Raw genomic sequence first — 18,064 nt, forward strand, 5'->3', positions numbered from 1 at the left:
AGGCATCTATCCTATAAGGATGGATGTCTTTTAAAACGAAAAAAATCAATGAATAGCAATATGTTTTTATTGAAAAACGATAAATTTTATTTTAAAATCAATATACCATTACCAGTGAGGTGTTTTGTATGAAACATAAAAAGGGCTCAACCATTTTCCTAAAGAGTGTGATTATGCTGCTAGGTATCCCTGTATTAGCTTTAGGACTATTTTGGCTACCTGGGATAGCCAGTAGAGATGCAGCGGCACATCCCGAATCCTCCTATTTGTCTTATCTTTTTTTACTCTATGTGTATGCACTATGCATTCCCTATTACACGGCGTTGTATCAGGCCTATCGCCTCTTAACGAACATCGACCAGCATAAAGCGTTCTCCAAATCATCTGTACGGGCTTTGAGAACGATCAAAAATTGTGCTCTCACTATTGTAGCCGGCCTTGCGCTAGGTATTGCATCAATTATGATAATGTTTACTGGCCAGGAAGATATTACAGGAATTATTACGCTGACACTTATCAGCATCTTTGTAACCAGTACGATTGCAACCTTGGCAGCCGTTCTGCATCGACTGCTCCAAAAAGCCATTGATCTCCAAAACGAAAATCAATTAACCGTATAACAAAATGGCACTACCAATCTTGACTGGTAGTGCCTTTTAATGGGTTAAAACTAATTTCCTATAAAAACATATCAAAATTCTCTTTTCAATAGTATAATAATTACATATTTTGATAATTGGAGGATTTATATGAAGAAATTGGTTTTGTTGATGGCGATGCTTACATTATTTTTCACCACAGCCTCTATTGCGAGCGCACATCCAGGGCGTTTAGATAGCAATGGCGGTCACAACTGTTCTGACAAATCAAAGGCTAAAGGGCTTTGTTCTGGCTATCATTATCATAATGGCAATGGTGGCAATGATGCAGGGTCTTCTTCAGGCGGTCAAAGTTATTCTACGCCAGCCCCTAAAGCAACGGTAGCACCTGTATTAACGAAGGTTGCTGTCTATTTAAATGACGTGAAGCAAAATTATACGCCTAGCGCTTATATGAAAAATGGCACAACCTTAGTGCCAATGAAGGCAATCTTTGAATCTCTTGGGGCATCGGTTAGCTATGATAATGCAACGAAAAAAGTAACGGCAACAAAGGACAGTAAAAAAATTGTGATTGGTGTGGGGAATAAAACGGCTTATGTTGATACAAATGGTTCTGCATCAACAATCACACTCAGCCATCCTGCTGAAATATATCAAGGTACAACAATGGTGCCTTTACGCTTTGTCAGTCAAGCACTTGGCGCAAATGTAACATTTGATGAGGCAGCACTTGTTGTTTATATCTCAACTAAATAATGGACAAGTCTTAAGCAGTATGCTCCTACAAGGTGCTGCTTTTTTTATTGTTTCTTAAAGTTAAAATCATACTTCTTGTTGATTTTACCAGCAATCGTTTCTAGAAATAAAGCCACTGTCATATTCTCGACTTCATTTGTATACCATGCTAGCTTTGCACCATAGTTCTTTTTATTATAATTCACTTCTAATGGCCAGAAATTTTTTGTTTTATACGTATAATCAAATTTTACATAGAGTTGCTTACCATCGGGACATTCCATCACCACCTGGTATAATGGATTTTTTCTTTCTTGTTCAAATTTTACTTTTCTTATTTTAGTTAACATCAAAACCCCTCCTCTCTTCTACTACATTCGACAAAATTTTGAAAAAACCTTTATTCAATGAAAAAGGATAAAGCTCGTGATGACATAGGAGCTTTATCCTACACAATTAGTTGGCTATAAATTTGTCGTAATAGCGTTTCAGCATGGTCGCCATTTGCTCTCTTGTTAAGGCGCCTGCTGGATTCATGTTCTTACTTCCATCGCCTCGGATAATGCCTTCGCTAATAGCCCACTCCCAAGCCTCTTTATGGGCTGCTCCCACTTCTCTGCTTGTTTGTAAACTAGCTTTTTCAGCTAGTAAGCTTTTCAACGTTTCTATTTCTTGTTTTAGCTCATTATATTGTGACACTGTTAATCCCTCCTCAAGCCCATTTTTAATATCTTGCTGGAACTGTGCTTCTGTAATCCCCATACTTTTTAAATAGTCAAATGGATCTTTGTGCGTAGTGCCTCCTAGATTTTCTGCAATCCATCGATGTGACTTAATGCCGTTGCCGCTACCATCTAAAACAGTGGGAATCCCTGCCTCTATCGCAAGCTTACGTAACAGCCAAATATAAGCCGCATAGTCCTTTTTAAATTGTTCCTTATCAGCAGTCCGTGCCAATTCCACCTGGGCATAGCTATACGGATTTCCCTTTGGTCCACAGCCATATTGCACGCGATTGACTGGGGCTACTTGTACGATTCTTCCACCACCGCCTACCCAGTGAGAAACAAAGGCATTGGCTTTATTTCGATTCATATAGGCAATTTCGTTTTCCAATGCATTTGGACCTGTATTGCTGCCATTACCTGATTCATGCGCCACAACGTATTTGACTGCCGTTAGCGCTTGATTCGGTAGCCCTGACATCATCTGTTTTTCAATAACATAACTCATGTTGCACCGTCCTTTCCTATTATTTTTAGCGACTGATGCTATGTTATTCTTTTCTTCCTTTTGGGTTTTTTAGGGTAAACAACAGATAATTAGAGGTTCCTTTTTTGGCTTATTAGCTTCTTTTCGCGCTTAAGGCTACTGCGATCGTTTCACCTCTCTTTCCTCGAAGCTATGAAGTGTGAATGTCACAAGGACATCCACTTACTATTAGTAAATGCGCGCACAAAAGTGTTTTCTAGTTAGTTGTGCTCTTTTACTATTTTTTCATTATGATTTTATAACCTCTTTTCTCGCTTCCAAGCATTGACAAAGTATTATTTTCTGTAGTATTTTAGTTCTTCTAAAATATTGAAAGCGAGGAAAGAAAGTGTGCAGGCAGTAGAGATTATTCGTCAATTACCAAGCTTACACGGCTTTACACAGCTAGTGAAAATTAACAAAGGCTATTCACCTGATAGCAAGTATCTGGTAACAGTTGGTGAAACGCGCTATTTGGTGCGCTTGTCAGATCTAGCACATCATGACAAACGTGCAGTAGAGTTTTCCTTGCTCCAAGAGTTAGCAAAGCAGGGTGTAAGAACACATAAAGCCGTTAACTATACCTTGTTTCAGGAAGCCAATGTATCCGCAATGGTCGTTAGCTTTTTAGAAGAAACACCAGCAGATGAAATTATTCAGGAACTTTCTGACTCTGAGCAATTCCACCTTGGTCTTGCGGCGGGGAAAGAATTGAGAAAAATACATCAAGTGAGCCCTCCGCAAATAATTCATTGGGAGACAACACAGCTCAAAAAGTTTTCTACCTATTTGAAGGCATACCAACAAGATGCCTATCAACTTCCACAAGAAGCTAAACTATTGCGCTTTATTGAAACGCACTTACCGCTATTAAAGCAACGCCCCATCACCCTGCTTCATGATGATTTTCATCTTGGTCATATTATTTGTAAAGGACATACTTACAATGGGGTGATAGATTTTAATGGCTATGATGTGGGCGATCCTTATCATGACTTTTATAATCTTGCCTTGTTTAGTAGACGACAAAGTATCCCCTATTGTATTGGCCAGATTGATGGCTATTTTTCATCTGCACCAGACGATATGTTTTGGCGTTTATATGCTCTCTATGCAGCCATGACTGTCTTTTCAACCATTGTTTGGACTCGTCACTATGACCCACGCTCCTTTGATGATGCGTTGGAAAGAATTCACATGATTTTACAGGATCATGATAACTTTTCATCGATTAAGCCTATATGGTATGCGGAGAATTTATTCACTCCGTAAGAGGGCTAAAATTTTTTGTCGTTCTGCTGCAAAATCAATTGTTGGCCGAGATTCTTGTTCCTGATCACGCTGCTGAAACCACTGCGGAATGATTTTCCGTCTTCTGGCTTTAGAATGTGATGACACTTGCTGCTTGCGGGCTTGAAAACGCTGCTGGTCGATAGCAATATCTGCAAGACTCTTTATGTTCTGATTGCACCAATTTTGTAAGATGCTCTCGACATACCGCCAGCGTAAAACATTATGCACCACCGCTAGCTTCATCGCATAGATGACCATGTCCTCTGAAAAAATAGTGAGCCAATGACGAATTTTACTAGCAATATAGGCTGTTTGTGTGCCAAAGCCTTGTTGCACATAAAAGTGGTAGGCAGTGTTAGTAGACTCCTTATCATCTTTATCTTTTAGTAATTGATTATTTAGTAAATTATTATTTAGTAGTGTGGGCTTTTCCGTCGATGGTACGACCGTTGACGGTATAGCAGCACGTTTTGATGCTTCATAGACGAAAAATTCTACCCCACCGTACTTGCCGTCTTTTCCTCGTTCCTGTACTTTTTGAAGATAGCCCGCCTCTATGAGTTCGTCCAAAATTTTGGCTGTCGCTTCCCGCCCACATTTACTACGTATTGCTAAATCTGCAAGACTAAATGACCAATCATCTGGCAAAGACAGCATATAGGCAAGCAGACCCTTTGCTTTCCAGCTTAATTGCTCATCCTTTAAAAATGCTTTATCCAAAACCACATAATTCTCCTTTTTGGCTACTCGATAAATCATGACGATCCCTCTTTCCATCTAATGTCCTTTCTAACTAGATAAAGAAAATTTTTAAAAATGGGACATAAAAAAAGAACATGCCATGAAGCATGCTCTTTTAAGAACAAGTGAAAGATGGTAGAAAGAATGAAATTTGCAACGTCGTCCCCTCTTACCAAGAAGGTGAATAATGTGTTTATTCATGTCCGAGATTTACGTCAATCAGCAGAGATCTGTAATGGAAAATGAAAGCAGAAGCAAACAATTGCTTCTGCTGTTTGTTATTCGTAAAGCTCTTTATAGACAATGACTTTTAAAGCCGCAATCTCTTCATCGGATAATTTGCCTTCCACCATTTTCAGGGCTTCTTCCTGCGTCATCGAGCCGTCCTGCAATTTTACACGCAAGTCGTTCAAATCGGTAATGCCCACTTTTTGAATTAAGACTTTCGTTGCCTCTTCTTTAGTCGTAAACGGTAATGTACTGCTATCGACCGTTTTCGCCTCTTCCATATAGGCTTTTAATTGTGGATCATTTTCAATGGTATTTTTGATTTCTTCCTTTTGTCCGCTATTTTCTAATTCTGTCGACAAGGTATCTACAATTTTTTCAGAGGCAAATTTTGTGCCGAAATGTAGTACACCATACCCCACTACACCAACAAATATAGCAATTACCACTAGAAATTTAATCAATCTCAACTACGCTCACTCCTTTATACACGTTCATCATACTATATGGAGCGGTTGTTGAGAAACAATTCTCCCTAGAAATTATGTAAAAAAACCCCATCTATGAAGATGAGGCTTATTTAACGTATTTCAAATACTTCCGCACAAATTCAACAATGTAGAGAACTTCCTCTTCCGTCATCGTTAGCAGCTTGCAAACACGTTGTAGTCTAGCCGGTAATGCTAACTGCTGACGCACCTGATGAATATACATATATTTGCATTTCCGCGGATTTACTTTGTCTCGTATTTGCTTATATCGTAGGTATGCATAGCGGGCAAAGGCGTTGAGCATCTCCCGCTCCTGCTCATCACGCTCCCTCTTTTTAGCAGCCTCATCAATGATGTCCGTGTCAAATATCTGTGTACCATCTGTTAATTGCATAGTACCACCTCTCTATTGCAAATGTACTCCTCTCTATTAAATGCAACAAAAAAAGCCACACCTAGGGTAGATGTGACACTTTTTATGATTTTTATATGTAACGATTGGTGGATAGCCTGTAAAATGTGGTGGATAGAATGCTCATTTTGATGGATAGAATCACTTAGAATGGATTGCTCATTCGTATCGGTGGATAGAATACTAAATGTGACGGATACAATGTCTAATCTGACGGATACAACGCTCATTTTGATGGATAGAATCGCTTAGAATGGGTTGCTCATTCAAATCAGTGGATAGAATGCTGATTTTGACGGATACAATGTCTAATCTGACGGATACAACGCTCATTTTGATGGATAGAATCGCTTAGAATGGGTTGCTCATTCAAATCAGTGGATAGAATCGCTTAGAATGGATGCTCATTCAAATCGGTGGATAGAATGCTAATTTTGACGGATACAATGTCTAATCTGACGGATACAACTCTTATTTTGACCGATTGAAACACTTAGAATGGATTGCTCATTCATATCGGTGGATAGAATGCTAAATGTAACGGATACAATGTCTAATCTGACGGGTACATTGCTCATTTTGACCGATAGAATCGCTTAGAATGGGTTGCTCATTCAAATCAGTGGATTGAATGCTAAATGTGTTGAATACAATACTTATTCTAAATTGATTGCTGCTATTAGCTTCATAGATAATACACAAAGATTGCTACGATAATGTTTGGTATGGCTAATAGTAACGCATTATTCATGAGAAGATTGCGTTCGTTTCTGTCTTCATTGGTTTCTGTTGCGAAATTGGCGCGCATTCGATCTCCGCTTGCGATGGCTCCTGACAATAACATGGCAGAAACGATGAAAATTCCACCGAGTAGCCCTGAAAGCAAATGGGCTTTCTCTGTACCCCATATGAGAATGGAGCATATAACACCTAGAATGGACAAGATGGTGCCAATGCCTATATACTTCATTTTCAGCTCCCCTTCGTTTATTATACGGCTAACCGCTCTTTTTCGTTTCAATAAATCCCTATTTACCTATACAAAATTTTTCCTTTTCCAGTAAAATAACTATAAGGAGGGAGGCTATGCAAATGAAAGACAAAATAGAAGCATTAACAAAAATGACCTTAGATGATTTAGTACATAATAGATACGAGAAACTTCAACAGGAGAAGATATTAACAGAGGATACTGCTATATTTCTGCAGGAGGTTTTCGCCTTGCAAGGTATCTTAACATGGCCGCTGGATGAAGCTTCCGTAGCTATTGATGTGTATGAAATGAATGACCAAAGTTGTTTTACAACAGAAATTCGCTATTTATGGTTTGATGATGAAGAAAGTGCTGTGGTTCTTTTTTGCAAGGCCTATACAAATGCAGATCAAACGGAGATCACTGCTTTCATGATTGATACGGTTGATGCCTAGTATAGTATCCGCGCCAAACGTTCATAGTAAGTATGGTGTGAAACTCACGCCGAATCATACGACGGAGGGATCAATTTATGAATGGAATTCGTGAAGGTTTAATCCCCACTATACTCGGGTCAGCTGTTACGGCGGCAGGCTATGCAATGAAGCAAAAACATGGCTCTAACAAAATGGTGGCCAATACGATTTTTGGCTTCGGCTTAGCACACATTGTGTTAGGTGCGATTGACCTGGTAGAGCATCGTCGTTAACGAGAGAAGGGCACGCTATGTGCTCTTCTTTTTTGTATTTTTTTCTATTAAATGCTAACATTGTCATAAAAGCTTAAGGAGTACAGTGATGGCGACAATAGAAGATTTTATAGCACTTGATATACGAATCGGCACGGTATTAGAGGCTGAGGAACTGCCAAAGGCTCGGGTTCCTGCGATTAAAATGAAAATTGATTTTGGTGAAGAATTGGGCATTAAACAGTCTTCCGCACAAATTACGAAGCGTTATACACCCGAAGTCATCATTGGGAAGCAAGTAGTGGCGATTGTTAATTTCCCGCCACGTCGCGTTGCGGGTTTTAAGTCAGAGGTATTAGTCATTGGTGGTGTACCTGTGGAAGGAGATGTAATCCTGTTAACGCCCGATCAGCAGCTGCCCAATGGAACGAAAATACAGTAAAAGCCTCTCGCATTATGCAAGAGGCTTCTTTTTCTGAAGTGGTATCCAGATTTCACTTGTAAAGGTTGGTGAGGAAAAATTCGTGCTTGTATGGTGCACGATTTCTGGACCAGCAACCTGTTCATAGCCAGATGATGGGAACCACTCCGCATAAATGCGCCCCCATGTTTCCTGCAGTGTTTGTGGGAATGGTCCAACCGCTTGAAAGACAGCCCACGTACAAGCGGGTACATCCAACTGTGAAAAATGGTGAGACGTTTCGGTTGTGGCTACGCCGATATAATGATCCAGCTCGCCCTTTTCCTCCATTCTGTCCTCAGAAAAGTTTGTGGAGGCTTGGATGATTCCTGTTGGTTCTACATTCGACAGCTTTTTTAGGTGCCCAATATCCTCCATTGTTAATGCACGTGCCATTTCAGTTATCGCTTGATTTTCTCCTTGAAAGACGATAGGTACTCTTTTCATAAGACCCACGATGTGAAACGCTTCTTTTTGTTCGAGTCGGTAATTCATTTCACAACCTCCTTGTATGGTAAGTTGGAAGGTCATTCGTGGAAACGCTTTTAGGTGCTGACCATTTTGCCTCGCCTCCGATGGTGTGATGCCATGCATTTGCTGAAAGGCTCTTGTAAATGCATCTGCAGAGCGATAGCCATAACGAATCGCGATATCGAGAATTCTCATAGATGAATCTGATAGTTCCAGTGCGGCAAGCGTCAGACGCCTACGACGAATATACTCTGATAGCGAGATGCCTGCTAGAAAGGAAAACATACGTTTAAAATGGTATTCCGAGCAATAAGCTAATCTCGCAGCTTCTTGCACTTCAATTTCCTCTGTTAGATTGGCCTCGATATACGTAATCGCCTCATTCAACCTTGTTAAAGAATCCACTTCTATCACCTTCCTTATCTTTACTTTAGCAGGAATAGTAGCCTTCCATCCGACAATTGGTGCCCCATTTAGTCGCCTTCCAAAAAATAATCTATTGAACAGGCAGATAACTAGCTTTTGAAGCTACTTTCACATACATATAATAGTGTAAAGCTAATTTTAGCCTTACACCTCCTGACTTGATACTTAGGGTCACTGCTCGCACAGTGGCCCTATGAAAAAAAAGATTCTTGTGTCGCCTCATAATTTCCGTTACAATATTTGTAAAAACAGTCTATTGAGCTGGAGGCAGCAACATGGATCGTCTTTTCCAGTGGTACAAGTATTTAAAATACATACTCATTCCTATAATTATTTTAAAATACTTTCGTGGTGAGGGTGTATCGAATGTGCATCCTCTAATCATTCTTGAATATGCTCTCCTATTTGGAGTGAGCTTTTTACTCATTATTCTACAGGATTTTTTCGCCATTCGTAAAAAAACAAAATTCCTACTGCGCCTCCTCATACTGATTATTTTACTGTTTTTGGCTATAACCGCCATTGTCTATCAAGCGATTATGTCTATTATTTTTTCAACCCTACTACTAGGCGTGTTAGGTACGGTACTTTATTTACATAGCAATGATGAAGGAGAACAATAAATGGTACATGAAAGCAATAGTAAGCGATTACTTTTAATCATCGGTTGGGTCAATGTGATAGCTGCTCTTCTCCTATTCCAAGCTTTTTGTGGGCTCATGGCTATCTGTATGGGAATTGTACTTAAAAAGGATTATCAAGCACCAACCCATGGGCTGGTTTTGATAGTAGTTGGTATCTTCAGTACTGTTATAGGTTGGTTGCTCAATCACTTCTATATGTAAAAATGACCAAGAGCCTAGATTCTTGGTCATTTTTTAATTAGCGATAACTATTATGTGTTGGTTCAAATAATGCTTCGTCGGCGTTTCGTACAAGTGAGAAATGATCCACATTATAATGGCCATGTAGGATGTCATTATGGTGTGCAACCGTATCTTCTGGTGATAAGTAGTCGGAACCATTTGTTGAATGGCCATCTCCCACTAAAGTGACATCAAAGCCCTGTATAGTTGCTGCTCTAACTGCTGTATCCACGCAATGCTCGGTTTTGCAGCCCATCATCACCAAATGCTCTACCTCATTGGCCTGTAAGTAATCGAGTAATCCCGTCCTATAAAAAGCGTTTGTAGCCAGTTTATCAAAATAAACAGCGGTAGTAGGTACTTGGATCGCTTGATGTACTTGAAAGCCTTCCCCTTCTCCACCCGCTACATCCTGATCACGTACAAAGATAATATGTGCCCCTGCCTCAATAGCTTTTTGAATAACGGCATTGATTGTTTTAAGCAATTCATCCTTGCGATAGACGGCTTGTTCATCCTGATTTCCCTCGATTAATTCTTGCTGTGCATCAATGACCACTAGTGCTTGCTTCAAAAGCATCTCTCCCTTATCGTTTGCTAACAATATTTTACCATTAATAGTTAATTTCTGATATGCATTATTTTATAACTTTTGAAACCGTCATACCATCCCCAATGGGTAAAAGAATCGAATCCAGCTGCGGATGATTAGCCACTGTGACATTGAACTTTTTCATGATGGCTGTATAGCGCTTGGGTGTAGCCATAGGGTCTGCTACACTGCCTCCTGCTAGGACATTATCTGTCACAATGAATGCACCAGGGCTTGCTAGCTGTATGCAATAGGCTAAATAATTTTCATAGTTATCCTTATCAGCATCAATGAAGAAAAAATCAAAACACTGTCCCGTTGCCACAAGCTTTTCAAGGCTATCCAATGCAGGACCTGTCATATACGTTACCTGCTCGGCAAAGCCTGCCTTGTCAAGATTTTTGGCGGCTAGCTGTGCATATTTATCCTCTAACTCTAGGGATGTCAGTTTGCCTTTCCCTTCCATTCCTCTCGCCAGACAAATACCACTATAGCCGCCAAGAGCACCAATTTCTAAAATAGCCTTTGACCTAGTAATCGATACAAGCATCGTCAACAGCTTTCCTGATGATCGAGAGACAGAAATAGCAGGCATACCATTTTCGGCAATAGAGGACAGGACATCCTCTAATAGGGCATCGTCCTGATAAAATACCTCATCTATATAGTTATTCATTTGTTTCATGTGCGTTATCTTCCTCTTGTAGACTGTCGTTGGTTTCATTTTCTTGAATATCAAACAACTGGCAAAATTCTTGGATAACCAGATCGATGGCTTTTAATTCACCGACTAAAATTTGCTGAATCGATTGATATTCTGGCTGTTCTAATTGCTGTTTAATGGTAGCTCGCTTCACATGCAGCATCTCTAAAAATGAAATCGCTTTGCCGCGTCGGAACGTTTTTGCTCCTCGCTGTGGCGCACCTTCCATGCCTCTGTGGCGTCCTCCACGGTGATGTCCCTCTCTCATATGCTCTCTAAATCCAGATCCTCTCATTTCTAAAACACCCCTTTTGTATACATTTGTATACATTAATTTAAACTATTTGTATACAAATGTATACAAATTGTCAATTAAACATAATGCTTTCATGCTTCAACATATGTTAGACAGTAGGGTGAACGTATCGAAATGGAGGTAAGATGAGTGAAAAGGGTTATAAAATATGTGTTGGGCATCGGTACATTATTGATACTGTCAGGCATATTTTTGATTGGAGCACAATCTCACTATAATCAGAAGGAAATTAAAATTGCCAGTAAGCTATGTCTTGAAAATGGCGGACAGCCTACTATCATCCGCGATTATTTGGCTTTGAATTACTCCTTTTCATGTCAGAAGAACTGAGGTAGTACATATATGGATAGTGAACTGAGTTGCTAGAAAATCGAGTAAATTTCATCTATCTTTCAGGCAAATGGCTAGCTAACAAGATTACTTTTACATACAAATAGTAGTGTAAAGCAAATCTAGCCTTTCCACAGCTCTCCTGTTTTGAGGTCACTTTCCTTGGAAGGTGGCCTTTTTTGGCATGAAAAAAGACGTCATGTCGACGTCTTTAATGTTTGATCGATATCCTCAATCAACCTATCCACTTGTTCCTTTGTTATCTTGATGACATATAATTCTGTCGTTTCGATTCCATCAAGGCTTGTTAGGTGTTTAGGATATTGATAGTTATTTGATATCTCCTTGTCCATACAATCACCTCTTCAATAGATATATTCGACATAAAGTATAGCAAACCTTCTATAAAAAGGAAAATAACAGTATATTTTTTCACTAAAATAGCTATCATTTGGACGATTTAGGATAAAAAAAGGTTAAAGTCATAAGTCCATTTAGACTATCCTTATGTAAAAGTGCTTATTGCTTACCAAATTTCGCAATTTTTTTGAGGTAGAATGACCCGATGAAAACAATGATAACTCCATAGACTTTCAGCAGCACATTTCTCACAGGTGCCTCTTCTATGGTTGTACTGAGATAGGCACATCCTACGACAATGATTGTCATCCCGATGATGGCATGAATATATTTCACCATAGCTCCCCTTTTCTAGTAGGCAAGTCCGACGCGCGTTCTCAAAAAATCCTTGCTAAAGATTTGTTGGTAGGCAAAATCTGCTGTATCCGCTACTGAAATTTCGCTACCTCCCTCTGGCAAGAAGTTGCGTTCAACGCGGTAGTTTCCTGTCCAGGCCCCATCAGGTAAATAGGTAGGACAAACAATTGTCCAATCCATTGCAGATTGCTGTAGCTGTTCGAATACACGTTGGTGCTCCTGTGCAGCAAAGGTCGATTTTCGTTTCGATTCCGTTGATTGGTAACGAAGAAGAGTCGGCGTTACACGACTTTGTAGAATCCCTGCTGTTCCAATCGTAATGATTCTTGTCACCTGTTGCTTTGTCATCGCTTCAAGAATCAATGGTAAGCTAGCCGATAATGTAGTGCCTCCATCTGTATTTAATGCACTCACCACCACATCCACATGATGCATTGCCTGCTCGATATCCTGCTTGTTTAAAACATCCCCTTTCATTACACACAGCTGTTGATGATGGTGCGGTAATTTATCGGGATTTCGGACTAATAGGGTGACCTCATGCTGATCCTTTATTGCTAGTTCCACCAGATGGCTGCCGACACGACCACTCGCGCCTAATATTAATATTTTCATTTCTCTCACCTCTTTTATCATTATATTACAATTCCATATATATGTAAAAAGGCACAGATCACAGTGCCTCCCCTCTACTATTCACGCTCTAGTAATTGAACATCAACCATAAATAGATGCATATTATTCTTTTCAGCTAGCTCATCGATAATCGATTGAATTTCACTTTCTGTACTTACATCAATTTCTTCCCCATCGTGTAATTGAATAGTGATGACTTGATGCGCTGGAGAGTCTATTAGATAACCAACTGTACTATCAGGCGAGTAGCCTGCCGACCGTATCGCCTGTAACACTTGTTTTGTAAAATTCGTAGCTTGTAATTTTTCGCCAAGCTCCTCTGCATAGATAGTCGCTCTTTCAGGGCTCGGGGTTATAATTGAAGGCTCCCTTTGTACCATCCACAATGACACCACAACCAGTAAGCACATGAATAAAAAGAAGATTTGCAGGACATTTTTCATACACTCGCTCCATTTCTCCATGAAATTTACAGGCGGAAGTCTAGCAATCTTTTTCCCTGAAATTGTTATTATTCTCACAGCTATGTATAGCTATTTCTCTCTTTAATTATTAAAAAATAATTTTCTTTTTGTACAAAGGGCAAATTACCAAGAAGTTTTGTTTGTGGCTTCATAGATTAGAAATGTAAAGGTTAGCGCTACCATTACTAAAAAACTAACAAAAAGGGAGATTAAAAGATGCAGGATAGTAGATATAGTCAATATATGAATTGGAATCATAAAAAAGAAAAGTGCTGTGAACAATATGTAAAATGCTATTGTCATTTAGAAAAAAAATGTGAACACAAACAAGAAGGATGCAAATGCAAACACAAGCATGAGCATTGCAAATGGGAACAGAAGCACCAGCGATGTAAGTGTCATGAAAAGGATGACCATTGTAAATGGGAACATAAGGAGGATTCTTGCTCTTGCAAAAAAGAGGAGGAAGAGTACTACTACGAGAAGGATTATTCCAAAGATCACAAGTGTAAAGGCTGTATTTGTCATCTATTAAGATGCTTATCTCCTGGTACTTTGGTAGATGTTATTTTAGCAGGTGGCGGTAGCTTTGCAGGAATTTCCTTTATCAGCTTAGATCCTAAAACTTGCTGTGCTACATTCTTAGAGATAGAGGCAGCAGCACCAACACCACTTATCATTGATTGCCAGCAAATTATTGCCATTAGAAACGCGTAACTGTTCCATTATCCTACTTGACAACAATTCATATACCATAATCCTACCACTATAAGCACATTTAATCTTCTGCCAGGTTCGTGAAACCATACCTGGCAGAATTCATATTTTTTCAGCTATTCATTGACAATGACTTTGACAATGGGCTCTAATTTCCCTCTATTCACATCGCCAAGATAATCAACATCTACTACGACAGCTCGTGGCTCAAAACGTTGGATACATTCTATAAGGCGTTTTGTGTTTATTTTCTTCATACGCTGGAAGGGTTTACGAATATCAGACCTTGTCACATATTCGCGGAGCGGACAAGGAATCGTAAACGTCGATAAAATAAATGCTACATTTTGTAATATACCTTCCACGCCTGTAGCATTACCATTAACATTACTTAAAGCCGTTACTTGATGTGTCATTCTATCAACCTTTCTTCTACGTTCATACAATTGGTACTTTGGAAAAGAGCACTTTGTTATTTATGCTTGCTCATTAAAAATTATGAACGCTTTGTTTTTATGTACCCAATGTTATTTTTATTCAAACAACATCTTAGTTGATAGGCTGACCTACAAGCTTAGCGCATGATGGCGTAGTAAATAACATACAGCCAGCTAAAACAGCCATGAATGATTGCCCAAATGATGGAGTGATGCACACTCCAGGAGATCGTAATCGCTAAAACCGAACCAAAGCCAATGCCATTTTTGACCATCGTTTTATGCTCCACTTTTTTCACCTTCCTAGTGCTTTTTAACTCTCCTTCTTGCCATCGCAATCGGTTTCCCTCCTATCGTTTTCTATGTTTATGCAGGAACGAACAAGGGCAATCTGAAAGAAAGGATGTGATGTTATGACAATTTTCATGCTGACTGCCACGATTGGCATCCCCAGCCTTATGGCATATCTTCAGCACAAATGGGCTAGCTTTCGCCTTCTTTTCAACATACTAGGTGTCCTTGCTGCGATTCTGTTTAGCACGATTGCCGCTACAGCTATAACGAACATTATTCTTGAGGATGTAGTCTTTATGACAACGATCCATGCTGTGTTCTTAAACCCTGTCTTTCTAATTACAGGGGCGTACCTTGGCTTATATCTGATTTACCAGTTCATCATGATGACAATTCATGAAAGAGACAAGCCGCCATCCCTTTAGTAGAAATCACAATAGACGTGCCAAGTCTGGATGGTTGGATTGTAGAAAAAATAAAAATTACCATGATCCACGATGTTCAAACGCGCTTTTGCATCGGAGGCAATTTGGAGGACAAATGGCGCATCGTCACCGAAATCAACGCCACTTTGACAAAAGCTTGGATAGCCACCAATTTTATGGAGTGGATAGAGGTCTTCAACAATATCCTCAAAATAGTCGAGCTGCTCTTCATGCTCCAACGTCAAAATCTCTTCCTCCAATTGAGCAGGAATACCGCCCCCATCCCATGTTGGATAGTCGTTCGTGATATGCTGTGGTAGGAGTGGAAACGCGCGAATTTGTTCATGCTGCCATTCGCGCTTTACTAAGCCTTCCAAAGAGGTGTACGTTCTAATATTAAAATAAGAACTAAGATCATCCTCCATGAGATGATCTAATAGACGTTCATCGACAAAGACTGTGACTAAGTGAAAAGGCTGTAATGCCATCGGTACATAGGGTAGACCTTTTAGAAAAAACGTAGCGAGCGGCTGATAGCCAGATGGTGGCTGCTCTTCTGGTAAGGACCAGCCCACATAGCCAATCCAGCTTTCCAATAAATCATGTGTAGGTCGAATACCACCCGTTTGAAAAATCGTGGCCTGCGTGGCTAGTTGAGCCCGAATATGTTCAATTGCCATCCGCTAGCTCCTTTTGTCGACAGCAGCAATCTGTTGTATGGTCGTTTACCATGCCTACTGCCTGCATAAAGGAATAACAAATTGTACTACCGATAAATTTAAAGCCATCTTTCTTCAATTGCTTGCTCATACGATCACTAATTTCTGTCGTCACAGGCACCTCTTTGATGGATGCCCACTCATTCAAAACTGGTTTGTGATCTACAAAGCCCCAAATATAATCTGAGAATGAGCCATGCTTTTCCTGTATTTGGAGATATGCTTTAGCATTTGTCACCACGCTAGCTATTTTTAATTTATTGCGTACAATCCGTGTGTCTTGCTGCAATTCCTCTAGCTTGTCTGCTGTATAATGGATAATTTTTTCCACATCGAATTGATCAAATGCCTCACGATAGCCTTCACGCTTTTGGAGAATCGTCCACCAGCTCAAGCCAGCCTGTGCCCCCTCCAAGCAAAGCATCTCGAATAAATGCTGGTCATCATAGACAGGTACACCCCACTCCTTGTCATGGTATTCCACATACAAAGGTTCATCTAGCTTGACCCAATCACATCTTTTCATTTTTATACCCTCCATTTTATGTATCCTTTACTTAATAGCTGTAATGCAAAGCCATCCTTTACTTGATTTTTCGGTGACATACACGGTTTGAAAACCGATACGTTCTAATAATTGCTTCGTTGCCTCAGGTGTTTGATAGGCTTTCATATGATAGTTCATTTTGTAGAGCTCTGCTATGATAATAAATTTCCCACCGTTTTTCAGAACCCGCCATACTTCCTCTACATCCTGCTCCAAGGATGGCCAAAAATAGTGTGTTTGAAAGGCTGTAATCGCATCAAAAAACTGATCATCGTATGGAATGCTTGAAACACTTGCCTCTTTCACAATGACGCTACCCCTGGCAACATTTGCTTTATTCAATTTGATTGATTCCTTCACTGCCTGTGTGGAAAAATCTATCCCATATATTATACCATTTGGATTTAATTTGGATAAAATTTGGAGCGTTTTCCCACCACCACAACCTATGTCTAACACACGATCACCGTCATTGATAGCTCCTTGCCTGATGAACCATGCATTCATACCACGATGGGCAAAATTCATAATTTGTAGCATCGTTGAGCCAATCCATCCATTTGGCTTTTTCGCTTGTTCAATTAACGTTTGTAAGAGTGACATGATTGGATTCCCCCCCTCAAGTAAGATTGTTAAAATAGAATTAGAGCTTTAAAATAAAAACGCTTACTAGTTTGTACGTACTTCAAAACAAATTGTTTCATTTTTTACAAAGGAGGAAGATTTTATGATTCAACAAGCAAACCAGAAGGACGCTCATGCTGCAGCCTCATTAGCCTTACTGCTCTGGCCCAATCATACACGAGAGGAATTTACCGAAAAGATGACACAGCTGCTAAAGGAAGAAAACGCAGCTATTTTCCTTGTCTATGACGATGACGAAGCAGTTGGATTTGCCCAATGCCAGTTAAGAACAGACTATGTAGAAGGGACTGACTCGAGTCCAGTCGGCTATTTAGAAGGCCTTTTTGTGAGAGAGGAATATCGCCAGCAGGGCTATGCAAGACTGCTTGTGGAGAAATGTGAGCAATGGGCAAAGCATAGGGGCTGTCTAGAGTTTGCCAGTGACTGTGAATGGGACAATGACGAAAGCCTAAGGGTTCATCTTCAGCTCGGTTTTACAGAAGCTAATCGCATCATTTGCTTCACAAAAAAATTATAAAAATGGCTGACAAAAAAATCACAGGCGTTGCAAACATAGCACCTGTGATTTTTCGACATTTTTTTAGTTTAGATATGTATTGTTGGAAATATTTCGTTCGCGCTCATCTATGATTAAATGGATCATTAATGCGAGTTGTTGTTCGATTCGCATATTATTTAGATGTAAGATATCAGCAATCACATTCTTGTGCTTCTCTGCTAATTCCATCTCCTCTAGCATTAACATAATTTCTTCTTTTGTCAGCCCAAACATACTCATATCACCCCAATACTCTCTCTATTTATTATTGTAAAATCATTACTCCCATTTCATAATTAACGAAAATTTATCTTATTGCATGAACCATTTTTACTAATTATAGGTTT

Annotated in this window: 32 protein-coding genes; 12 read left to right on the forward strand and 20 right to left on the reverse strand. The window is 39.7% G+C overall.

What is annotated here, in order from left to right; genetic code table 11:
• Nucleotides 1–128: 128 nt before the first annotated feature.
• Complete coding sequence (locus QH639_RS12350; RefSeq protein WP_131519967.1) at nucleotides 129–620, forward strand: DUF2975 domain-containing protein; 492 nt, start codon at nucleotides 129–131, stop codon at nucleotides 618–620.
• Between the two features lie 129 nt (nucleotides 621–749).
• Entirely contained in the window at nucleotides 750–1,358 is a 609-nt protein-coding gene (locus QH639_RS12355) for a copper amine oxidase N-terminal domain-containing protein (RefSeq protein ID WP_131519966.1), read from the forward strand.
• A 44-nt stretch (nucleotides 1,359–1,402) separates the two neighbouring features.
• On the opposite strand, the gene QH639_RS12360 is transcribed toward QH639_RS12355, so the two are convergent.
• Nucleotides 1,403–1,687: a hypothetical protein gene (locus QH639_RS12360; protein WP_048393855.1), complete on the reverse strand. Its 285-nt coding sequence runs from the start codon at nucleotides 1,685–1,687 to the stop codon at nucleotides 1,403–1,405.
• Between the two features lie 106 nt (nucleotides 1,688–1,793).
• Nucleotides 1,794–2,570 carry an N-acetylmuramoyl-L-alanine amidase gene (locus QH639_RS12365; protein ID WP_048393857.1) on the reverse strand — a complete coding sequence of 259 codons (777 nt, stop codon included), beginning with the start codon at nucleotides 2,568–2,570 and terminating at the stop codon, nucleotides 1,794–1,796.
• Between the two features lie 369 nt (nucleotides 2,571–2,939).
• Between QH639_RS12365 and QH639_RS12370 the strand changes: the two genes are divergently transcribed.
• Nucleotides 2,940–3,860 (forward strand): phosphotransferase family protein, encoded by a 921-nt coding sequence (locus tag QH639_RS12370; protein ID WP_131519965.1) that lies wholly within the window; start codon nucleotides 2,940–2,942, stop codon nucleotides 3,858–3,860.
• Here the strand turns inward: QH639_RS12370 and QH639_RS12375 are convergent.
• The 4 genes from QH639_RS12375 to QH639_RS12390 all read right to left on the reverse strand — a co-directional run bounded on the left by QH639_RS12375 (nucleotide 3,846) and on the right by QH639_RS12390 (nucleotide 6,723).
• Nucleotides 3,846–4,640, reverse strand: coding sequence for a DnaD domain protein (locus QH639_RS12375; RefSeq protein WP_131519964.1), 795 nt, complete (start codon nucleotides 4,638–4,640; stop codon nucleotides 3,846–3,848). The two genes, QH639_RS12370 and QH639_RS12375, sit on opposite strands and share 15 nt — an antisense overlap.
• 260 nt (nucleotides 4,641–4,900) lie before the next feature.
• Nucleotides 4,901–5,320 carry a hypothetical protein gene (locus QH639_RS12380; protein ID WP_131519963.1) on the reverse strand — a complete coding sequence of 140 codons (420 nt, stop codon included), beginning with the start codon at nucleotides 5,318–5,320 and terminating at the stop codon, nucleotides 4,901–4,903.
• Between the two features lie 106 nt (nucleotides 5,321–5,426).
• Nucleotides 5,427–5,735 carry a hypothetical protein gene (locus QH639_RS12385; protein WP_004228634.1) on the reverse strand — a complete coding sequence of 103 codons (309 nt, stop codon included), beginning with the start codon at nucleotides 5,733–5,735 and terminating at the stop codon, nucleotides 5,427–5,429.
• 703 nt (nucleotides 5,736–6,438) lie between these two features.
• Entirely contained in the window at nucleotides 6,439–6,723 is a 285-nt protein-coding gene (locus tag QH639_RS12390; RefSeq protein ID WP_048393866.1) for a DUF5316 domain-containing protein, read from the reverse strand.
• A 116-nt stretch (nucleotides 6,724–6,839) separates the two neighbouring features.
• Here QH639_RS12390 and QH639_RS12395 point away from each other — a divergent pair, with 116 nt between their 5' ends.
• From QH639_RS12395 to csaA, 3 genes are all read left to right on the forward strand, one after another.
• Nucleotides 6,840–7,181, forward strand: coding sequence for a DUF7668 domain-containing protein (locus QH639_RS12395; RefSeq protein ID WP_131519962.1), 342 nt, complete (start codon nucleotides 6,840–6,842; stop codon nucleotides 7,179–7,181).
• A gap of 77 nt (nucleotides 7,182–7,258) precedes the next feature.
• Entirely contained in the window at nucleotides 7,259–7,435 is a 177-nt protein-coding gene (locus tag QH639_RS12400; protein WP_004228639.1) for a hypothetical protein, read from the forward strand.
• 88 nt (nucleotides 7,436–7,523) lie between these two features.
• The gene (csaA, locus tag QH639_RS12405; RefSeq protein WP_004228641.1) at nucleotides 7,524–7,856 is read left to right on the forward strand and encodes a chaperone CsaA; all 333 of its coding nucleotides are present in this window, start codon (nucleotides 7,524–7,526) and stop codon (nucleotides 7,854–7,856) included.
• A 12-nt stretch (nucleotides 7,857–7,868) separates the two neighbouring features.
• On the opposite strand, the gene QH639_RS12410 is transcribed toward csaA, so the two are convergent.
• Nucleotides 7,869–8,750, reverse strand: coding sequence for an AraC family transcriptional regulator (locus QH639_RS12410; RefSeq protein WP_131519961.1), 882 nt, complete (start codon nucleotides 8,748–8,750; stop codon nucleotides 7,869–7,871).
• 296 nt (nucleotides 8,751–9,046) lie between these two features.
• Here QH639_RS12410 and QH639_RS12415 point away from each other — a divergent pair, with 296 nt between their 5' ends.
• On the forward strand, nucleotides 9,047–9,394 hold the full coding sequence (locus QH639_RS12415; protein WP_237900542.1) for a hypothetical protein: 348 nt from the start codon (nucleotides 9,047–9,049) through the stop codon (nucleotides 9,392–9,394).
• A complete protein-coding gene (locus QH639_RS12420) occupies nucleotides 9,395–9,616 on the forward strand; it encodes a hypothetical protein (RefSeq protein WP_131519960.1) in 222 nt (73 codons plus the stop codon).
• A gap of 37 nt (nucleotides 9,617–9,653) precedes the next feature.
• Here the strand turns inward: QH639_RS12420 and QH639_RS12425 are convergent, their stop codons facing one another.
• From QH639_RS12425 to QH639_RS12435, 3 genes are all read right to left on the reverse strand, one after another.
• On the reverse strand, nucleotides 9,654–10,211 hold the full coding sequence (locus tag QH639_RS12425; RefSeq protein ID WP_131519959.1) for an isochorismatase family protein: 558 nt from the start codon (nucleotides 10,209–10,211) through the stop codon (nucleotides 9,654–9,656).
• A gap of 64 nt (nucleotides 10,212–10,275) precedes the next feature.
• Nucleotides 10,276–10,914: an O-methyltransferase gene (locus tag QH639_RS12430; protein ID WP_281116135.1), complete on the reverse strand. Its 639-nt coding sequence runs from the start codon at nucleotides 10,912–10,914 to the stop codon at nucleotides 10,276–10,278.
• Nucleotides 10,898–11,227, reverse strand: coding sequence for a hypothetical protein (locus QH639_RS12435; protein WP_131519958.1), 330 nt, complete (start codon nucleotides 11,225–11,227; stop codon nucleotides 10,898–10,900). Before QH639_RS12435 ends, QH639_RS12430 begins: the two co-directional genes overlap by 17 nt.
• Nucleotides 11,228–11,377: 150 nt before the next feature.
• Here QH639_RS12435 and QH639_RS12440 point away from each other — a divergent pair, with 150 nt between their 5' ends.
• Entirely contained in the window at nucleotides 11,378–11,578 is a 201-nt protein-coding gene (locus QH639_RS12440) for a hypothetical protein (protein ID WP_016993987.1), read from the forward strand.
• Nucleotides 11,579–11,775: 197 nt separating this feature from the next.
• Here the strand turns inward: QH639_RS12440 and QH639_RS12445 are convergent, their stop codons facing one another.
• The 4 genes from QH639_RS12445 to QH639_RS12460 form a co-directional block, all read right to left on the reverse strand.
• Nucleotides 11,776–11,931 carry a hypothetical protein gene (locus QH639_RS12445; RefSeq protein ID WP_016993988.1) on the reverse strand — a complete coding sequence of 52 codons (156 nt, stop codon included), beginning with the start codon at nucleotides 11,929–11,931 and terminating at the stop codon, nucleotides 11,776–11,778.
• Between the two features lie 166 nt (nucleotides 11,932–12,097).
• On the reverse strand, nucleotides 12,098–12,277 hold the full coding sequence (locus tag QH639_RS12450) for a hypothetical protein (protein WP_193767314.1): 180 nt from the start codon (nucleotides 12,275–12,277) through the stop codon (nucleotides 12,098–12,100).
• A 12-nt stretch (nucleotides 12,278–12,289) separates the two neighbouring features.
• Nucleotides 12,290–12,910, reverse strand: coding sequence for an NAD(P)-dependent oxidoreductase (locus QH639_RS12455; protein WP_131519957.1), 621 nt, complete (start codon nucleotides 12,908–12,910; stop codon nucleotides 12,290–12,292).
• Nucleotides 12,911–12,987: 77 nt separating this feature from the next.
• A complete protein-coding gene (locus QH639_RS12460; protein WP_131519956.1) occupies nucleotides 12,988–13,374 on the reverse strand; it encodes a hypothetical protein in 387 nt (128 codons plus the stop codon).
• Between the two features lie 237 nt (nucleotides 13,375–13,611).
• Between QH639_RS12460 and QH639_RS12465 the strand changes: the two genes are divergently transcribed.
• Complete coding sequence (locus QH639_RS12465; RefSeq protein ID WP_131519955.1) at nucleotides 13,612–14,112, forward strand: hypothetical protein; 501 nt, start codon at nucleotides 13,612–13,614, stop codon at nucleotides 14,110–14,112.
• Between the two features lie 116 nt (nucleotides 14,113–14,228).
• Here the strand turns inward: QH639_RS12465 and QH639_RS12470 are convergent, their stop codons facing one another.
• Nucleotides 14,229–14,528, reverse strand: a complete 300-nt coding sequence (locus QH639_RS12470; protein ID WP_048393880.1) for a GPW/gp25 family protein — start codon at nucleotides 14,526–14,528, stop codon at nucleotides 14,229–14,231.
• Between the two features lie 158 nt (nucleotides 14,529–14,686).
• Nucleotides 14,687–14,887, reverse strand: coding sequence for a hypothetical protein (locus QH639_RS12475; protein WP_131519954.1), 201 nt, complete (start codon nucleotides 14,885–14,887; stop codon nucleotides 14,687–14,689).
• Nucleotides 14,888–14,962: 75 nt separating this feature from the next.
• On the opposite strand from QH639_RS12475, the gene QH639_RS12480 reads away from it, so the two are divergent.
• Entirely contained in the window at nucleotides 14,963–15,268 is a 306-nt protein-coding gene (locus QH639_RS12480; protein WP_131519953.1) for a transposase, read from the forward strand.
• Here QH639_RS12480 and QH639_RS12485 read toward each other — a convergent pair.
• The 3 genes from QH639_RS12485 to QH639_RS12495 are packed head-to-tail and all read right to left on the reverse strand — an operon-like array spanning nucleotide 15,265 to nucleotide 17,137.
• Complete coding sequence (locus QH639_RS12485; protein WP_131519952.1) at nucleotides 15,265–15,948, reverse strand: DUF1963 domain-containing protein; 684 nt, start codon at nucleotides 15,946–15,948, stop codon at nucleotides 15,265–15,267. The two genes, QH639_RS12480 and QH639_RS12485, sit on opposite strands and share 4 nt — an antisense overlap.
• Entirely contained in the window at nucleotides 15,938–16,513 is a 576-nt protein-coding gene (locus tag QH639_RS12490) for a DNA-3-methyladenine glycosylase I (RefSeq protein ID WP_131519951.1), read from the reverse strand. The genes QH639_RS12485 and QH639_RS12490 overlap by 11 nt, the downstream gene beginning before the upstream one ends.
• Nucleotides 16,514–16,540: 27 nt before the next feature.
• Nucleotides 16,541–17,137 (reverse strand): class I SAM-dependent methyltransferase, encoded by a 597-nt coding sequence (locus QH639_RS12495; protein WP_048393890.1) that lies wholly within the window; start codon nucleotides 17,135–17,137, stop codon nucleotides 16,541–16,543.
• Between the two features lie 124 nt (nucleotides 17,138–17,261).
• Here QH639_RS12495 and aac(6') point away from each other — a divergent pair, with 124 nt between their 5' ends.
• Nucleotides 17,262–17,696: an aminoglycoside 6'-N-acetyltransferase gene (aac(6'), locus tag QH639_RS12500; RefSeq protein WP_131519950.1), complete on the forward strand. Its 435-nt coding sequence runs from the start codon at nucleotides 17,262–17,264 to the stop codon at nucleotides 17,694–17,696.
• Nucleotides 17,697–17,759: 63 nt separating this feature from the next.
• Here the strand turns inward: aac(6') and QH639_RS12505 are convergent, their stop codons facing one another.
• A complete protein-coding gene (locus QH639_RS12505) occupies nucleotides 17,760–17,951 on the reverse strand; it encodes a hypothetical protein (protein ID WP_048393895.1) in 192 nt (63 codons plus the stop codon).
• Between the last annotated feature and the right edge of the window lie 113 nt (nucleotides 17,952–18,064).

This window comes from Lysinibacillus sp. 1 U-2021 (assembly GCF_029916965.1).
Classification (GTDB): Bacteria; Bacillota; Bacilli; order Bacillales_A; family Planococcaceae; genus Lysinibacillus; species Lysinibacillus capsici.

Bases quoted from the DNA above. Each gene is read 5' to 3' on its own strand.
- QH639_RS12415 (WP_237900542.1), top strand. From the start codon at position 9,047: ATGGATCGTCTTTTCCAGTGGTACAAGTATTTAAAATACATACTCATT.
- QH639_RS12490 (WP_131519951.1), bottom strand. From the start codon at position 16,513: ATGAAAAGATGTGATTGGGTCAAGCTAGATGAACCTTTGTATGTGGAA.
- QH639_RS12375 (WP_131519964.1), bottom strand. From the start codon at position 4,640: ATGATTTATCGAGTAGCCAAAAAGGAGAATTATGTGGTTTTGGATAAA.
- QH639_RS12450 (WP_193767314.1), bottom strand. From the start codon at position 12,277: ATGGTGAAATATATTCATGCCATCATCGGGATGACAATCATTGTCGTA.
- QH639_RS12395 (WP_131519962.1), top strand. From the start codon at position 6,840: ATGCAAATGAAAGACAAAATAGAAGCATTAACAAAAATGACCTTAGAT.
- QH639_RS12430 (WP_281116135.1), bottom strand. From the start codon at position 10,914: ATGAAACAAATGAATAACTATATAGATGAGGTATTTTATCAGGACGAT.
- QH639_RS12495 (WP_048393890.1), bottom strand. From the start codon at position 17,137: ATGTCACTCTTACAAACGTTAATTGAACAAGCGAAAAAGCCAAATGGA.
- QH639_RS12350 (WP_131519967.1), top strand. From the start codon at position 129: ATGAAACATAAAAAGGGCTCAACCATTTTCCTAAAGAGTGTGATTATG.
- QH639_RS12360 (WP_048393855.1), bottom strand. From the start codon at position 1,687: ATGTTAACTAAAATAAGAAAAGTAAAATTTGAACAAGAAAGAAAAAAT.
- QH639_RS12420 (WP_131519960.1), top strand. From the start codon at position 9,395: ATGGTACATGAAAGCAATAGTAAGCGATTACTTTTAATCATCGGTTGG.
- QH639_RS12465 (WP_131519955.1), top strand. From the start codon at position 13,612: ATGCAGGATAGTAGATATAGTCAATATATGAATTGGAATCATAAAAAA.
- QH639_RS12505 (WP_048393895.1), bottom strand. From the start codon at position 17,951: ATGTTTGGGCTGACAAAAGAAGAAATTATGTTAATGCTAGAGGAGATG.
- QH639_RS12460 (WP_131519956.1), bottom strand. From the start codon at position 13,374: ATGAAAAATGTCCTGCAAATCTTCTTTTTATTCATGTGCTTACTGGTT.
- QH639_RS12455 (WP_131519957.1), bottom strand. From the start codon at position 12,910: ATGAAAATATTAATATTAGGCGCGAGTGGTCGTGTCGGCAGCCATCTG.
- QH639_RS12365 (WP_048393857.1), bottom strand. From the start codon at position 2,570: ATGAGTTATGTTATTGAAAAACAGATGATGTCAGGGCTACCGAATCAA.
- QH639_RS12435 (WP_131519958.1), bottom strand. From the start codon at position 11,227: ATGAGAGGATCTGGATTTAGAGAGCATATGAGAGAGGGACATCACCGT.
- QH639_RS12385 (WP_004228634.1), bottom strand. From the start codon at position 5,735: ATGCAATTAACAGATGGTACACAGATATTTGACACGGACATCATTGAT.
- QH639_RS12480 (WP_131519953.1), top strand. From the start codon at position 14,963: ATGACAATTTTCATGCTGACTGCCACGATTGGCATCCCCAGCCTTATG.
- QH639_RS12445 (WP_016993988.1), bottom strand. From the start codon at position 11,931: ATGGACAAGGAGATATCAAATAACTATCAATATCCTAAACACCTAACA.
- QH639_RS12400 (WP_004228639.1), top strand. From the start codon at position 7,259: ATGAATGGAATTCGTGAAGGTTTAATCCCCACTATACTCGGGTCAGCT.
- QH639_RS12390 (WP_048393866.1), bottom strand. From the start codon at position 6,723: ATGAAGTATATAGGCATTGGCACCATCTTGTCCATTCTAGGTGTTATA.
- QH639_RS12470 (WP_048393880.1), bottom strand. From the start codon at position 14,528: ATGACACATCAAGTAACGGCTTTAAGTAATGTTAATGGTAATGCTACA.
- csaA (WP_004228641.1), top strand. From the start codon at position 7,524: ATGGCGACAATAGAAGATTTTATAGCACTTGATATACGAATCGGCACG.
- QH639_RS12485 (WP_131519952.1), bottom strand. From the start codon at position 15,948: ATGGCAATTGAACATATTCGGGCTCAACTAGCCACGCAGGCCACGATT.
- QH639_RS12355 (WP_131519966.1), top strand. From the start codon at position 750: ATGAAGAAATTGGTTTTGTTGATGGCGATGCTTACATTATTTTTCACC.